The sequence below is a fragment of the Pseudomonas sp. GW821-FHT03C07 genome, from assembly GCF_059420925.1.
The window spans coordinates 151,021-166,675 of the sequence record NZ_JBWKUQ010000002.1 but is presented as its reverse complement, the minus strand read 5'-3'; the positions used below and the strand labels follow the sequence as shown (position 1 = coordinate 166,675).

General features: G+C 63.1%; 9 protein-coding genes. 1 reads left to right on the top strand and 8 read right to left on the bottom strand.

Annotated elements, in window-relative coordinates; translation table 11 throughout:
- Positions 1-20: 20 nt before the first annotated feature.
- The 3 genes from zapE to AC07VG_RS03960 all read right to left on the bottom strand — a co-directional run bounded on the left by zapE (position 21) and on the right by AC07VG_RS03960 (position 3,206).
- Positions 21-1,115, bottom strand: coding sequence for a cell division protein ZapE (gene zapE / locus AC07VG_RS03970; RefSeq protein ID WP_495020530.1), 1,095 nt, complete (start codon positions 1,113-1,115; stop codon positions 21-23).
- A 91-nt stretch (positions 1,116-1,206) separates the two neighbouring features.
- A complete protein-coding gene (locus tag AC07VG_RS03965; RefSeq protein WP_495020529.1) occupies positions 1,207-2,562 on the bottom strand; it encodes a tryptophan--tRNA ligase in 1,356 nt (451 codons plus the stop codon).
- Positions 2,563-2,576: 14 nt separating this feature from the next.
- The gene (locus AC07VG_RS03960; protein ID WP_495000617.1) at positions 2,577-3,206 is read right to left on the bottom strand and encodes an alpha/beta hydrolase; all 630 of its coding nucleotides are present in this window, start codon (positions 3,204-3,206) and stop codon (positions 2,577-2,579) included.
- Between the two features lie 149 nt (positions 3,207-3,355).
- Here AC07VG_RS03960 and AC07VG_RS03955 point away from each other — a divergent pair, with 149 nt between their 5' ends.
- A complete protein-coding gene (locus AC07VG_RS03955) occupies positions 3,356-3,790 on the top strand; it encodes a Z-ring associated ZapG family protein (protein WP_248798878.1) in 435 nt (144 codons plus the stop codon).
- Positions 3,791-3,870: 80 nt separating this feature from the next.
- Here AC07VG_RS03955 and AC07VG_RS03950 read toward each other — a convergent pair whose 3' ends face one another.
- The 5 genes from AC07VG_RS03950 to AC07VG_RS03930 form a co-directional block, all read right to left on the bottom strand.
- On the bottom strand, positions 3,871-4,704 hold the full coding sequence (locus AC07VG_RS03950) for a YiaD family glycine zipper/OmpA-like lipoprotein (RefSeq protein WP_495000616.1): 834 nt from the start codon (positions 4,702-4,704) through the stop codon (positions 3,871-3,873).
- Positions 4,705-4,801: 97 nt separating this feature from the next.
- Complete coding sequence (locus tag AC07VG_RS03945) at positions 4,802-6,097, bottom strand: MFS transporter (RefSeq protein WP_495020528.1); 1,296 nt, start codon at positions 6,095-6,097, stop codon at positions 4,802-4,804.
- Between the two features lie 43 nt (positions 6,098-6,140).
- Positions 6,141-10,427, bottom strand: coding sequence for a CHASE domain-containing protein (locus AC07VG_RS03940; protein WP_495020651.1), 4,287 nt, complete (start codon positions 10,425-10,427; stop codon positions 6,141-6,143).
- Between the two features lie 115 nt (positions 10,428-10,542).
- Positions 10,543-12,237, bottom strand: coding sequence for a putative bifunctional diguanylate cyclase/phosphodiesterase (locus AC07VG_RS03935; RefSeq protein WP_495000614.1), 1,695 nt, complete (start codon positions 12,235-12,237; stop codon positions 10,543-10,545).
- Positions 12,238-12,582: 345 nt separating this feature from the next.
- Positions 12,583-15,330: a winged helix-turn-helix domain-containing protein gene (locus AC07VG_RS03930; protein WP_495020527.1), complete on the bottom strand. Its 2,748-nt coding sequence runs from the start codon at positions 15,328-15,330 to the stop codon at positions 12,583-12,585.
- Positions 15,331-15,655: the final 325 nt, after the last annotated feature.

Here is a 15,655-nt window from a genome sequence, read left to right as displayed (position 1 = left end):
GGGCCGCGCGGCTATCACGGTTAAGGCTTGTGCGCCCGCGACAGGAACTCGTGGGACTGCATTTCCAGCAAGCGGCTCAAGGTGCGCTGGAACTCGAAGTTCAAACGCCCACCGGTATAGAGGTCCTTGAGTTCCACTTGCGCGGAGATAATCAGCTTGACGTTGCGGTCGTAGAACTCGTCGACCATGTTGATAAAGCGCCGGGCGATGTCGTCGGTGGTGACACTCATCTGCTCGACGCCGCTGAGCAACACGGCATGGAAGATCTTGCCCAGTTCGATGTAGTCGTTCTGGCTACGCGGTCCGTCACACAGCTCGCGGAAGTCGAACCAGGCCACGTCATCGCAGGTGCGGATCGCACGAATCTCGCGATTCTCGATCATCAGCACGTCGTTCTCGATGGCCTGGGTGCACTCCGGCGTCAACGCCCGGAAGCTCTTGCGCAGGCTCTCGTGCGCCGCTTCGTTCAGCGGATAGTGGAACAGCTCGGCCTGCTCCAGGTGACGCAGGCGATAGTCGACACCGCTGTCGACGTTGACGATCTCGGTGTTCTGCTTGATCAGGGCGATGGCCGGCAGAAAGCGCGCACGCTGTAGGCCGTCCTTGTACAGGCCGTCCGGCACGATGTTCGAGGTGGCCACCAGGGTCACGCCGTTCTTGAACAACTCTTCCATCAAGGTGCCGAGAATCATCGCGTCGGTGATATCGGAGACAAAGAATTCGTCGAAACAGATCACCCGGGTTTCAGCGGCAAACCGCTTGGCGATCAGGGTCAGCGGGTTTTTTTCACCGGTCAGGGTCTTCATTTCCTCGTGCACCCGCTTCATGAAGCGGTGGAAGTGCGTGCGGGTCTTTTCCTTGAACGGCAGCGCTTCGAAGAAGGTGTCCACCAGGTAGGTCTTGCCGCGACCTACACCCCCCCAGAAATACAGGCCCTTGACCGGCGCCTGGTCTTTCTTGCCGAACAGTTTGCCGAGCAGGCCCGGCTTGTTCTGCGAAGCCGCGATCAAGTCGTCGTACAGGCGCTGCAAATGGCGCACTGCCGTTTCCTGGGCCGCGTCGTGAAAGAACTCGGGGCGTTTCAGATCAGCTTGATATCGTTCTAGGGGCGTCATAATTTCGTTAGCAAGGTAACAAAAACGGGCCGTCACTTTAGCGACGGCCCGTGGGAATGGCAATCAACCCTTGGTCGGGGAAGGCCTCGAATCAGTCCTGCGCCGGCGTCAAAGCGACCCGCAACGCCTCAATGGCCGCGTCACACGACGCTTCGTCGGCGAACTCGGCGCTATCGGCCACGCACTCGCCTTCCAGCCAGACGCTGAAACGCCCGGCCTCGCCGCGAATGTCCAGGGCCTGGCCGGACTGCAATTGCTTGGTCACCGCGCCGGCACTCTTGCCATCGGCAAAGTGCCGCGACAGCAGCAGTTGTTCGCCGTCGGCGGCCAGCAGGCGGAAGCGGAAACTGCCGTCGTCCTCACGGAAGCTGACAAAGCGCGCGGCCTTGGCGGCTTTCTTCTTGCTGCTCGCAGCCACCTGGGTCTGCTTGACGAAGGAGCGCAGGCCCACCGCCTCGCGCAGTTCGCCGAGGAACGGGGTGGCCACGCTGCGGGCCTTCTTCGCCCCGGCCTGGAGGATATCTTCCAGGTCCGCCGGACGGGTGATCAGTTCGTAATAACGCTCGCGGGCCTCGCCCAGGTCATTGTCGAGCAGGGTGAACAAGCGGTTCTTCGCTTCGCCCCAACCCAACCCGCCCAGCAACTCACCACGGAATTCGGCGGCCTGTGCCGGCGTGGAAAACGCCTGGAACAGGGTGAACAGGTGCGAGTTGTCCGGATCCTTGGCTTCGCCTGGCGCGCGGGAGTCGGTGACGATGCGCGAGATCGCCTCCTTCATGTCCTTGGCGCTGCTGAACAACGGGATGGTGTTGTCATAGCTCTTGGACATTTTCCGCCCATCGAGGCCCGGCAGCGTGGCGACGCTTTCCTCGATCAGCGCTTCGGGCATGACGAAGAATTCCTTGCCCTGGCCGAACAGGTGGTTGAAGCGCTGGCCGATATCCCGGGCCATTTCCACGTGCTGGATCTGGTCGCGACCGACCGGCACCTGGTGGGCGTTGAACATCAGGATATCCGCGGCCATCAGCACCGGGTAGCTGTACAGGCCCATGGTGATCCCGGCATCCGGGTCTTCGCCGCCTTCGACGTTCTTGTCCACCGACGCCTTGTAGGCATGCGCACGGTTGAGCAGGCCCTTGGCCGCGACGCAGGTCAGCAGCCAGGTCAGCTCGGGGATTTCCGGAATATCCGACTGGCGATAAAAGGTCACGCGGTCCACATCCAGGCCACCGGCCAACCAGGTCGCGGCGATTTCCAGGCGCGAGCGCTGGATGCGCAGCGGGTCATCGCACTTGATCAGGGCGTGATAGTCGGCCAGGAAATAGAACGAATCGGCGTTGCTGGCACGGCTGGCGAGGATCGCCGGACGGATCGCGCCGGCGTAGTTGCCCAGGTGCGGCGTGCCCGTGGTGGTGATACCGGTGAGGATGCGCGTACGTGTGGTCATGGATGATCGCTTGTTCAATTCGAGAGGCGCGGCAGGATCAGATCCTTGAGATCGGTCAGCTTGCCGTGAAAAAAGTGTCCGCATTCTGCCACTTTCAGCAGCTCATGGGGACGTTCGAGCGCGGCGGACCAATCATAGACAAGCTGCGGATCGATCACTTCGTCGGTTTCCGGCTGGATCAGGGTCAGCGGGCAATGTTCCGGCAGGCGGTCGACCGCTTGCAAGCGCATGACCGCCGCCGCCACCAGAAACAGGTGCTGCAAGGTCTGGCCCTGGGCTTCCAGGCGACCGCCAAGGCTCGCCGCGACGAAACCGCCGAAGGAAAAACCGAACAGGGTCAGGGGCAAGTCCGGGTGTTGTGCGCGCAGCCATTGCGCGGCGGCCTGGGCATCATCGACTTCACCGTGGCCCATGTCGTGGCTGCCGGCGCTGGCGCCGACACCGCGATAGTTGAAGCGCAGGGTGATCAGGCCGGCATCGCGGGCGGTGCGCTGCAGGGTCGAGACGACCTTGTTGAGCATGGTCCCACCCTGCACCGGGTTGGGATGGCAGATCAGCGCCAGGCCACGCGCTTCGGGCATGTCCAGGTACAAGGCTTCCAGTTGGCCGACAGGGCCATCGATCATTACAGGGGTTTCACGCATCAGCAAGGAAGGAACTCCGTGACCTCTCAAGGGGTCGACTCGTCTAGCTTAAAGTCTGTGCCTGACATGACTGCGACCTTAAGATCGCGGTATACAGCGCAGGTCCGAGCCGTTAACGTAAAGCAAAGCCGTTTATAGAGGAAGGACTCGTGGAACACTCGCTCTTAGTTTGGTTGTTGCCGACTCTTGCCCTGGTTGCCGGTGTCGCCATTGGTTTCCTGGTCGCCCGTCTGGTACCGAGTGCCGCCCCGAGCAGCACGCAGCGCCAGTTGGACGATATCCAGGAACGTTTCGACAGTTATCAGAACGAAGTGGTCACCCACTTCAACAGCACCGCGAACCTGGTGAAAAAGCTCACCCAGAGCTACCAGGAAGTGCAAGATCATCTCGCCGAGGGCGCCAACCGCCTGGCCCTCGACGAACTGACTCGCCAACGCCTGCTCGCCGCCCTGCACGCCGATGCGGTACCGGGTCCACGGGAACGCCTGACGCCACCGCGCAGCCAGGAGCCGCCGCGCGACTACGCGCCCAAGGCGCCGAATGCGCCCGGCATGCTGGATGAGCACTACGGCCTGAAAAAATAAGCCGGTTGCCAGCGCAATTAAAAAGCCCGCCCGATCAGTGATCGGGCGGGCTTTTTTACGCCTGGGGTTCAGTCAGGTGATCAAGGGTACTGCTGCACCGGCTGGCCATACTGCTGGCCCTGCTGGTATTGCGGTTGGCCTTGCTGCTGATACTGGGGTTGGCCCTGCTGCTGATACTGCGTCTGGCCTTGCTGTTGCCCCTGCGGCTGGCCGTACTGCTGGCCGGGAATCGCCTTCAGGTTGACCTCCACCCGACGGTTCTGCGCCCGACCGTTGACGTCGGCGTTGCTGGCCACCGGATTGTCCGGACCGGCACCGCGAGCCGAGAGGTTGGCGCCGCTGACACCCTGGGAGGTCAGGTAGTTGGCAACGCTCTGAGCGCGGCGCTGGGACAGGTCCATGTTCAACTGGCGGCTGCCGGTGCCGTCGGTGTAGCCGACGATTTCGATCTGGTTCTGGCTGAACTCCTTCAGCGAGTTGGCCAGGTTGTTCAGCGGCTGATAGAAGCTGCTGGCGATCGCATCAGAGTTGGTTGCGAAGGTAATGCTACCGGGCATGATCAACTTGATCTGATCACCCTGGCGCTGCACCTGGACACCCGTGTTGGCCATGCTCTCGCGCAGTTTCTTTTCCTGCTGGTCGGCGTAGTAGCCGTAACCGGCACCGGCCAGGCCGGCCAGGGCGCCACCGATCAGCGCGCCCTTGCCATGGTTCTTGTGGTCGATCAGCGCACCGGCCGCGGCCCCGGCCAGCACGCCGATACCGCCGTACTTGGCGGTGTTGCTCATGCCCCCCGAACCTTGTTGCTGCTGTGCCTGTCCTTGGTTGTCATACGGGTTGGGGTTCTGCGATGCACAGCCGGACACGAGGGCGACGGCGGTAGCGACAATAATCAAGCGACGCGAGGTGAACATGAATCAAGCTCCTACTCATTGAAGGTGCAACAGTCGTTGACAATAGACTCCTGCTGGCCTTGGAACATGACGAATGGCAAAAATTCCATGAAACTTCTCATGCGCGAATAAAAGGGTTCTCGCGCACCTCCTCGCCCAGGCGGCTGTCGGGGCCAACGGGGACGCGCTCATTGCCCTTGGGCACGAGCAATACCAGGGCACCGGCGATGATTTCAAAAATCCCGCTGCCAGCGATGACCATGCCCGCTTCGAAGCGGGCATACAGCGCCGCGCCACAGGCTCCGGCAATCAGGATCGACGCCCCCAGCGCGGCAAAACGCAGCCTGGCCAAGCCGGCGATTTCGCCCTGCCTGAAGGTGGTTTGAATCAGCAGGATAAACGAGATATCGATCAGCGGACCGCCGAGTGCGGCCAGGCCGGCGCCGAACATCATGCCCACCAGCACCTGCTCCGCCGGCAGGTACAGCACCGCCGCGCCGATGATCGAGATGCCCAGGCCGTTGACCACCGAGCCGAAGCTGAAACCACCATACAGGCGGCGCAGTTGCAGGTTGCCGACGACAAAAATGCCGACCAGGTTACCCGCGCCATAAGCCCCCATGATCAGGCCGTAGGCGGCAAAACCATGGACACCAAAGCCCTGGATATCGTATTTGACCACGGCCAGCGCCATGCCGATGGAAACGCCCAGGCTCCAGGCGACATTGCCCAACCCGGCACACACATAGACCGCCTGCATCCGCCGGCGGCCGAGCAGGCTGCGCCAACCGGCGGTGAAGGCGGCACGCCGGCTGGTCAGCCTGCCGGGTTGACGCGGCAAGGCCTTGCCCAGTTTCATCAGCGCCCAGGCCGAGATCAGGAACGTCAGGCTATTGAGGGTAAACAGCTGCTCCAGCGGAATCAGCAGGGTGATGGCCGCCGCCAGCATCGGTCCGATCACCCGCGCCACCCGGATGATCGCGTCGAACAGCGCGTTGAGCGCCTGCAACTGCTCCGGCACCGCGACAATCCGTGGCAGACTGGCGCGCAACGCCGGTTCGAACAAGGAATTGACGATCATCATCAGCATGACCGGCACCGCCAGGGTCCACAGGCTCATCAGCCCCAGCGCCCAGGCCAGCATCGGCATCAGGGCAATCCCGGACCGCACCAGGTCGGCACCGATCATCGTGCGTCGATGGTCCCAGCGTTCGGCCCAGATCCCGCCCAGCAAGGCACCCGCCAACGCCGCGGCACCGCGTAACGCCCCGAGCCAGCTGGCATCGCTGCCGGCAACCTGCACCGCCATCCAGGCCACGGCGATCGCGAACAGCTCATCGCCGATTGCCGAGAGCGCCAGCCCGCCCCAGAGCAACGCCACCGGCCGCTGAAGCAGCGGCCTAAACAGTTTCATCAAGCATCCGGGTGCAATCCCTCTCCAAACGCAGACCAGGGTTTCAGGAGAACGACCCCGAGGCGGCCTCCCGAGACGAATCCCCTCGATACCCGGTCCCAAACGTCGCCTTCAATTGCTCGACACTGCGCACCAACAATTCCTTGAGCTCCGGCAACCATTGCGGATCCTCCAGCACGCGCCTCACCGCCGCCGCATCACCATACAACAGCTCACGCTCCAGGGCACTGGCGCGCAGTGACAAGGCCTGCGCGCCCATGGTGCCGGAGCTGCCCTTGATCGCATGCAGCACCGCCGCCACCGCCGGCCCGTCGCGGTCCTGCAGGTGCGCCGGGAGCAGCGCCAGCTGCTTTTCCAACTCGGAACCGAAACTGTACAAGACGGTGGAGATCAGCTCGAGATTGCTACCGAAGCGACTCATGATCGACGCACGCGCCTCGAGCACGCTATCGACTGAATACCCATGCACCTCGCTCATCATCAGGGGTTGAGGTGCCTCGCGCCCGGTCTGGACGCGCAAGGTCTGCACCAGTTGCTCGAGGTCGATGGGTTTGCTCACATGGTCATTCATGCCCGCCGCGATACAGGCTTCACGGTCGCTGTTGGAGGCATTGGCAGTCATCGCCAGGATCGGCAACAGGGCAAAATGCGCGTGGCGGCGAATCCGCCGCGTCGCCTCCAGGCCATCGATGTCCGGCATCTGGATATCCATCAGCACCGCATCGAACGGCGTCGAAGCCGACATGACCTGGCTGACGCCCTCCAATCCGCCTTCCGCCAGGCTGACCTGGGCGCCTTCGCCTCTCAGCAGCTCGTCGGCGACCTGGCGATTGAGGGCATTGTCTTCCACCACCAACAAGCGCAAGCCGGCCAGGCGCCGAGGACGGGCGGGGCCGGGCAACGCTTCGGGCAGCGGCTCGCTGGTGCTGAAAGCGCGCTGGACCGCATCGGCCAACTGCCGCGGCGTCACCGGTTTGGTGAGAAAACCGACAAAGGGCGCATCGCCTTCGTGGTGCACATCCGCCAGAACCTCACGTCCGTAGGCGGTAATCATGATCACCATCGGCGGCGGCGCGGCTTGCTCCTGCAAGCTGATCAAGCGGGCGGCACTGAGGCCGTCCATGTCCGGCATGCGCCAGTCCATCAACACCACGTCATAGGGTTCGCCACGCAACTGCGCCTTGCGCACCCCCTCGACCGCCAGCGTGCCGCCACTCACCGTGTCGGCGGTCCAGCCCAGGGAACGCACGGTTCGCAGCAGCAGTTCGCAGGCCATGGAGTTGTCGTCGGCGACCAGCAGGCGCATCGTCGAATCGACACCGGGGCAGGACAGCCGCAGGGCTTCCTCGCGGGCCACGTCGAGGCTGATATCGAACCAGAACCGGCTGCCGACACCCACCTCACTCTCCACCTGCAACTCGCCGCCCATCAGGCCCACCAGCCGCTTGCAGATCACCAGACCCAGTCCGGTACCGCCGAAACGGCGGCTGGTCGAGGCTTCCGCCTGGGTGAAGCCGTCAAAGACGCGCTGCAGTTGTTCGGCACTGATGCCGATGCCGGTATCGCAAATCTCGACCCGAACTTTCACCGAGCCGTGCAGGCGCCGCAACTGCCGGATACTGACCACCACCTGGCCCTGCTGGGTGAACTTCAGGGCGTTGCCGGCCAGATTGATCAGCACTTGCTGCAAGCGCAGGCTGTCGCCCACCAGGCTGCCGGGCAAGTTGGAATCCAGGTCGAACATCACCTCGACCTCCTTACTGCCCTGATTGCCCGCCAACACCACCGCCAGGTCACGCATCAGCGGTTCGAGCTCGAAGGGGTGCGGATCCAGGCGCAGCTTGCCGGCCTCGATCTTGGAGTAGTCGAGGATGTCGTTGAGCAGGCCCAGCAGTGACTTGGCCGCCGTCTGGGCCTTGACCACGTAGTCGCGCTGGCGGGCATTGAGGTCGGTGTGCTGGACCAACTGCAACATGCCCATCACCGCGTTCATCGGCGTGCGGATTTCATGGCTCATGTTGGCCAGGAAAAACGACTTGGCGGCGCTGGCGCTGTCGGCGCGGTTCTTGGCCCGCAGCAGGTGCGATTCCAACTCGCGTTGGGTGGTGATATCGCGGTTGATACCGGTCACCCGCAGAGCTTGGCCCTGGGCATCGCGCTCGACCTGGGCGCCGGCCTGGATGAAACGTATCCGCCCATCCGGCGCCAGCAGCCGGAAGATCGGGTCATACACCCCCTCCCCGGCAACGGCCGCAGTCAACTGCGCGGCCACCGCCTCGACGTCCTCAGGGTGTACCCGCTCATACCAGTGTGCATAGTTCAAACCGTTATCGCGCAAGCTCAGCGGCTGGCTATAGAACTCGAACATCCGGTCGTTCCATTGCAACCTGTTGTCCGCCAGGGTCCAGGTCCAGATACCCAGTTCGGCCACATCGGCGGCCATCAGCAACTGGTCGCGGATCACCCGGCTCGCCTGCAGGCTCACTTCCAGTTGATGCTCGGCGGCCTTGCGCTGGGTGATATCGACGGCGATGCCCAGATAGCCGATCAGTTGCCCCTCGTCATCACGCAGGTCGGTCACCACCAGGCTGACCGGCACATGGGAGGCATCCTTGCGCACATAGGTCCATTCGCGGGTTTCCGAGTGCTCGAACTCCGGCTTGTGGGCTAAGACCCTGAAACCCTCGATGACCTGTCCATACTCCGCGCTGAGTTCAGCAGCACGCTCGATGATTTCCTGCTCCACGTGGAGGATCGCCGGGGTGGCCTTGCCCAGCAGTTCTTCGGCGCGATAACCGAGCATGTGCTCGGCGCCCTCGTTGAATACACTGATCACACCGTCCAGATCGGTGGCGATGATCGACACCTCGGAGGCCGAACGCAGCACACTGCTGAACAACAGGTTGATCCGCCGCAGCTCCGAGGTCCGCGCTGCCACCTGCTCTTCGAGGCTGGAGTTGAGCTCGAGAATCCGCGCCTCGGCGGCTTTCTGCGCGCTGATATCGCGCAGCGTCTTCGATGCGCCGATCACCCGGCCACTTTCGTCACAGATGGGTGAAACGTTCACCGAAACATAGATGCGGCGACCGTCCTTGCAGCGCCGCAGAGTGTCGAAATGGGTAATCGCCTTACCGCCCGCAATGCCCCTCAGGATCTCGATATCTTCCGAGACCAGCTCAGGCGGCACGATCAGCTTCACCAACGGCTGACCCACCGCCTCCTGCGCGGTATAGCCCAACAGGTTCTGCGCGCCCTTGTTCCAACTGGTGACGATACCTTCAAGGGTCTTGCCGATGATCGCGTCCGCCGAGCCTTCGACGATCGAGGCCAACCGGGCCTGCTGGGCGATCACCTGCAGACGCCGCTGGGAACTGATCCTGGCAATGGCGGCGAGCGCGGCCAGCAGCAAGCTGGCCAGGATGCCAAGGAAAAGCACCAGCATCGGCGACACCAGGTGCAGGTGCTGCGCGAACAGCGGCAGTGCCTGCACCTCTATCTGCCAGCGCCGACCGAAGACATTCCGTTCCAGGGTATGGCTCATCAAGGCCGCCGGCTGGGCGCCCGACTCATAAGTGCTCTGGTAAAACTGCTCAGGGGCTCCCGGGACAGTGATGTCCCTGAGCCGCAGGTTGACCGCCTCGCCTTGCGGCACCAACCCCTCCAGAACATTCTCGATCTGCAAAGGCGCATAGCCCCAACCGACAATCGCCGCCTCTCGCTCCGACTCGGTGGGCAGCACAATACCGTGCTTGTAGATCGGCAACAGAATCAAGAACGCCTGTTCCGGCTTGTCCAGCGACTGCTCCAGCGTAATCGGCGCGGTGAGCCGCGCTTCGCCCGTGCGCGCGGCCGCCCGTGCCGCCTCGGCCCGGTCAGCCTCCGAGGCGATGTCCAGGCCGAACGCCGCGGAGTGATCGGCGTTGGGCTCCAGGTACTGGACCACATAAAGGTCGCCTTCATGGGGCGCAAACTGGTGAATGCTGAAGTCCGGCTCACCATCGGCGCGGGCTTGCTGCAGGAATGTCCCGAGGTCCTGAGGCGACACCCGGCGGATAAAACCGAACCCGCGGGCACCGGGAAACTCCTTGGACACGTCGCGCATCTGGCTGAAGCGGTGGAAGATCTCCCGCGTCATGCCATCCTCGCCGGCAGTGACAATCGCGCCACGGGTACCGCGCAACCCGTACTGATACAACTCCAACCGGGTCACCACCGACTGCAGCGCTCTTTCGGCGGTGACGCCGAGAGCTTCGCGGGTGCGTTGTTCATTACTGTTCTGCAGGAGCAGACATCCGATGACCGTCACCACCAACCCAAGGGCCAGGATCATCGCAGCGCGCCCATTCAGGGCAGACAGACTCTTTCGTTTCAATACAGACTCCTTTGAGCAATGCGGCTATCCCGGGGGCCGGGATGTCGATCTTCGGCGACTGGCCTTGCTGCCCTCATACCGTTCGTGACCATGAAGACAAGAAGGTGCTTATCTGGGTAAACGGCACCGGTCGGCAATACAGAAAGCCCTGCATGATCCGGCAGCCCTGCTCCAGCAGCAGGTCGGCCTGCTGCTGGGTCTCCACGCCTTCGGCCACCAGCTCAAGACCCAGCGCCTGCCCCAGCTTGATGATCGCCTCGACAATGGCCAGATCGCTCTTGTCGAGGAGCATGTCGCGCACGAAGCTCTGGTCGATCTTCAGCACATCAATGGGAAAACGCTTGAGATAGGCCAAGCTCGAATAACCCGTGCCAAAATCGTCGATGGCCACGTGTACGCCCAACTCCTTGAGCGCCATCAGGGTTTCCCGGGCGTTGTCGATGTCCCGGGCCAGGACCCCTTCGGTGATTTCCAGCTCCAGCCATTGCGGCGCCAGACCGGAGTCGCGCAGGATGCCCTTGACCATGCCGAGGAACGACTCTTCACGAAACTGCACGGCGCTGATGTTCACGCTGACACAGACTGGATGGCCCAGTTCATGCAATTTGCAGGTGTCCTTGCAGGCCTGGAGCAGCACGTATTTACCGATGGGAATGATCAAGCCGGTTTCTTCGGCCAGGGGAATGAAGTCCGCCGGCGAGACCAGGTTGCCGTCGCCGTTGCGCCAGCGGATCAGCGCCTCCATGCCGACCACGCGCAGGTCCCGGGCATCGACCTTGGCCTGGTAGAACACCTCGAACACCCCTTCCTCGATGGCCGCGCGCATATGCCGTTCAAGCAGGTGCCGGGCGCGCATGCCGCTTTCGATACCGGGAGAAAAGAACAGGTAGCGGTTACGCCCCGCCAGCTTGGCCTGATACATCGCGGCGTCGGCATGTCGGTAGAGCGACTCAAGGTCGTCGCTGTCTTCCGGGAAGACCCCGATACCAATGCTGGCACTCAGGTCGTAGCGCGTGCCCTGCAGCGAAAACGGGCTGGAAATGGCCGTCAGCACCTGCTCGGCAAAATCCCCCACCGCCTCGAAACCGTCCACCTCCGACAACAGGATGATGAACTCGTCGCCGCCCTGGCGACTGAGAGTATCCATGCCGCGCAGCAGCATCGACAGGCGTGTCGCCACGTACTTGAGCATCTGGTCACCGACCGAATGCCCCATGGAATCGTTGATGGCCTTGAAGTTGTCCAGGTCCAGCAACAGCATCGCCAGCCGCCCGTGATTGCGCCGGGCCATTTTCAGCGCCTGCTCGGCACGATCCTGCAACAGCATACGGTTGGGCAAGCCGGTCAGGGCGTCGTGGTTGGCCAGGCGCTTGGCTTCATTGCGCAGGGTGATATGGGCGTTGATATGAGCCCTGGCCACCGGGATATTCAAGGGTTTCTGGATAAAGTCGATGCCGCCGTAGCCCAGGGCCTGGAGTTCGTAATCGGCCTGGGCATGGGAGGTGACGAAAATCACCGCGGCGTCGGACAACTTGGGGTCGGCCTTCAGCGCCTTGCAGACCTCGAAGCCGTTCATGCCGGGCATCTCGATATCGAGCAGGACCACATCGGGACGGCATTGGCGCGCGACTCGCAACGCTTCTTCACCGCTGGTGGCGACATGCACCTGGGCCAGATCCCGTACCGACTCGCGGAGGATCAGCGCGTCGGTCGCTTGGTCGTCGACGATCAGGACGACTGGAGCGGGGCTAAATGTGGACTCGCGCATTCCTTGCTCCCAGGCAATTCCTTTGTAATTCATGAACAAAGAGCGCTGACGTGGCCCCATTCTTTGCACCCTCGCCAGCCTTCAGTCACTCCAGGCGTTGAAAGGGAGGGTAGACGTCTATTGGTTATAGCTGACGCAAGGCACATAGCCACCCCGCCGAAGCGTCTTCGACGGTACATTTGGTCAAATAGCAGGTATCCCGGTATACGCGAACCCGTAGGAGCCGGCTTGCCGGCGATGAGGCCAGTACCTCCACCACATCATCTGCGTCATATACATCGCTATCGCCAGCAAGCCGGCGCCTACAAGGAGTCGTGGTGTTGTCCAGCGCCCGGCTCAAGCCAGTCAGCGCGATTCGCCCAGCAACCCCAGTTCCTGCGCCCGCGCCACCGCCTGGGTGCGCCGTTCGACCCGCAGTTTGCCGTTGATATGGCTGGCGTGGGTTTTCACCGTATGCAGGGAAATGAACAACTGGTCGCTGATCTCCTGGTTCGAACAGCCCTGGGCGATCAAATGCAGGACGGCCAGTTCACGGCTACTCAGGCTGTCGATGGGCTGCGCCAGCTCTCCGGCCTCGCGCACCGCCTGGGCTGGCAGCAGCGCCAGCAGGCTTTGCCGCAGCGGCGTGTCCGGGCCTTGCAGCAATTGCTCACGCATCCACTGCGGATGCGCTTTGGCCAAGGCCTGGAACGGCAACAAAGCGCCGCCCGTGGTGGCTTCCACCGCGCGGGCGAACAGCGGCCGGGCTTCGGCCTCGCGGGCCGTCGCCAGCAACACCAGCAGCCACTGGTTCCAGGCCATCACGCTGAGCAGTTGAGCGCCGCTGGCCTGGCCCTGCTCCACCAGTTTCGCCAGGCGCTGCTGCGCGGCCGCGGGCTGGCCGCGCATGGCTTCGAGCAAGGCCTGCTGCAACTGGATATGCAAGGGCAGTTGCGGGTGGAACTCCGGCGCCGCCGCCGGCTGAGCGCCGTTATAGGTCTGTTCCAGGCGCCCCAGCCAGGCTTCGGCCAGGTCGATGCGGCCCTGGGCCAGCCACAGTTGGCACTTCATCAAGGTGATCATCGCCAGGTAATAAATCGGCGGCACATCCCAGATATGCATCAGACGCTCGGCCTCGGCCAGTTCGGCAAAGGCCTTGGCGAACTCACCGTTGCGCCCTTCCTGGCCGGCAATCACGCAATGCCCCACCAGCACGCTGATATCGCGGCAGGCCCGGGCCTCGTGAAGACCCGCCAACAAGCGAAGGCGCCCGGCTTCGGGTTGCTGGCGCAGGGTCAGCAGGTAACCCTCGTACAGCGTCAACCGGGCGCGGGCGGCATACAGCCGCTGGGCGGACAAACCCTCCAGGCGCTGCAAGCCCTGGCGGACCTCATCCAGCGCACGCAATACCTCGCCACGGGCCTGCAGCACCCGCGCCCGATCGTAATGGGCCAAGGCCTCGAACAAGGGGTTGCCGACCCGCTGGGCCAGCTCCAACGACTCACGATTCAGGCCACGGGCACGCCACAGGTCACCGTCGGCAATCGCCAGGTTGGACAGGGTCGACAGGCACACCAGACGCTGGCCATAGCGCTTGTGCGGCAGGCTGAGCAAGGCTTCGCCGCAATAGGCCTGGGTCTTCTGGCGATCGCCACGGCCACGGGCGATGATCCCGCTCAGGGCCAGCCATTGCGCGAGCATGGACTTCTGCGCGGTGGCCGAGGGTGCGGGCAGGAAGCGGCTCAAGTGACTGGCCAGCTCTTCGGCCGCATCCAGTTGGCAGGCCAGTCCCAAAGCCCAGGCGTAGAGCACGATCAGCCGCGGTGTGCTGACCAGCAGGCGATCGGGCAAGTCGCTTTTCCAGCGCAGCAGCATGCCGACGTTCTGTTCGGCCAGCAGTTGCTCTTCCGAGAGGTTCTGCACCAGGTTCGCCGCCACATCCAGATGCCCGGCGCGCAGGGCCTGTTCCACCGCCTCGTCGAGCAAGCCCTGGCTGCTGAACCAGCGGCAGGCCCGCAGATGCAGACTGGCGGCCGGGACCAGCGCATTGCTCGGTGGACGGCTGCGCAGCAGATCGGAAAACAGGTGGTGATAACGGAACCAGTGGCCGTGTTGGTCCAGCGGCACCAGGAACACCTGGTGCGATTGCAGGTAGCTGAGGATCTGCGCGCTGTCGTGGGACTCGCGAAGCGCATCGCACAGTTCGCTGCAAAAGCGCTCCTGGGGCGCGGTGTCGTAGAGAAAGCTCTGGACCTCGGCTGGCAGGCAGTCGATCACCTCCTCCAGCAGGTAGTCGCGAATCAACCCGGTACCACCTTGCAGGACCTGAGGCAGCGCCGTATCGCTGCTGGCCTGCGCCGCGGCCAATAACCAGAAGCGCAAACCGGCGACCCAACCCTCGCTGCGCTCGATCAGGTTGTTCAGCGCTTCGCCACGCAAGGAACTGCTGTGGCGCTCGAACAGGTCCAGGGATTCGCCGTGGGTCAGGCGCAGGTCTTGCTCGTTCAACTCCAGCAGTTGCCGCGACAGTCGCAGGCGTGCCAGGTGCCACTCCGGCCGCTGTCGGCTGGTGACCAGCACCAGCAAACCCGCGGGCAGGTGGTTGAGGAAGAACTGCAGGCAACGATCCAGCACCGGGCCCTGGGCCAGATGGTAATCGTCGAGCACCAGCAACAGCGGTGTGCTGCTGGACAGGCGCAGCGCCAGTTCGTCGAGCAGGCCGTCCAGCCACTCCTCGAAAGCGAAGGGTTGATGGCGCTGGCGCATTTTCAACAGGCCCAGCGCCTGGCTGCCCAGGTCTGGAAAGTAGTGTTGCAGGCCGTCGAGCAGGCGCTCGAGGAAACGTCCCGGATCGTTGTCCCGCGGACTGAGCCCCAGCCACAGGCTTTGCCAGTGTTCGGGCAGGCTCTGGCAGAACTCCACCGCTAACGAACTCTTGCCGAAACCGGCCGGGGCGCTGACCAGCAACAGACGGCCGTGCAACCCGGCACCCAGGCGTTCGCACAGGCGGGGTCGCAACACATAGCCGTCCGGCAATGGCGGACGGTAGAAGCGTCCTTCCGAGGCAGGTATGGCCGGGCCCATGGGACCTTGCATACGGGACAGATCAGTCATGGCCGGCTCTTGTTGAAGGGCTGTTATCGGCGGGCAGTTGTTCGCAGACTAGCGGTAAAAAGCGCCGTAATGAAGGCTTATTGTCGTAATTTTGTCGAAAAGCATCGACTTTGAAATATTTAGCGACATATATCCCGCAAGCAAAAAAACGCCCCGAACCAGCCGGGGCGTTTCAACGCAGGATGCGCCTGCGCTTGTAACGGGGTTGCATGTGGGAGCGATGTCTATTTGGGAGCAGAACTTGTTTGGGGGCAGAACTTTTGTGGGAGCGGTGCTTGCCCGCGAAGCTTTTAGCGACTTTAACGGCCCCTTCGCGGGCAAGCAC

Bases quoted from the DNA above. Each gene is read 5' to 3' on its own strand.
- zapE (WP_495020530.1), bottom strand. From the start codon at position 1,115: ATGACGCCCCTAGAACGATATCAAGCTGATCTGAAACGCCCCGAGTTC.
- AC07VG_RS03965 (WP_495020529.1), bottom strand. From the start codon at position 2,562: ATGACCACACGTACGCGCATCCTCACCGGTATCACCACCACGGGCACG.
- AC07VG_RS03960 (WP_495000617.1), bottom strand. From the start codon at position 3,206: ATGCGTGAAACCCCTGTAATGATCGATGGCCCTGTCGGCCAACTGGAA.
- AC07VG_RS03950 (WP_495000616.1), bottom strand. From the start codon at position 4,704: ATGTTCACCTCGCGTCGCTTGATTATTGTCGCTACCGCCGTCGCCCTC.
- AC07VG_RS03945 (WP_495020528.1), bottom strand. From the start codon at position 6,097: ATGAAACTGTTTAGGCCGCTGCTTCAGCGGCCGGTGGCGTTGCTCTGG.
- AC07VG_RS03940 (WP_495020651.1), bottom strand. From the start codon at position 10,427: ATGATCCTGGCCCTTGGGTTGGTGGTGACGGTCATCGGATGTCTGCTC.
- AC07VG_RS03935 (WP_495000614.1), bottom strand. From the start codon at position 12,237: ATGCGCGAGTCCACATTTAGCCCCGCTCCAGTCGTCCTGATCGTCGAC.
- AC07VG_RS03930 (WP_495020527.1), bottom strand. From the start codon at position 15,330: ATGACTGATCTGTCCCGTATGCAAGGTCCCATGGGCCCGGCCATACCT.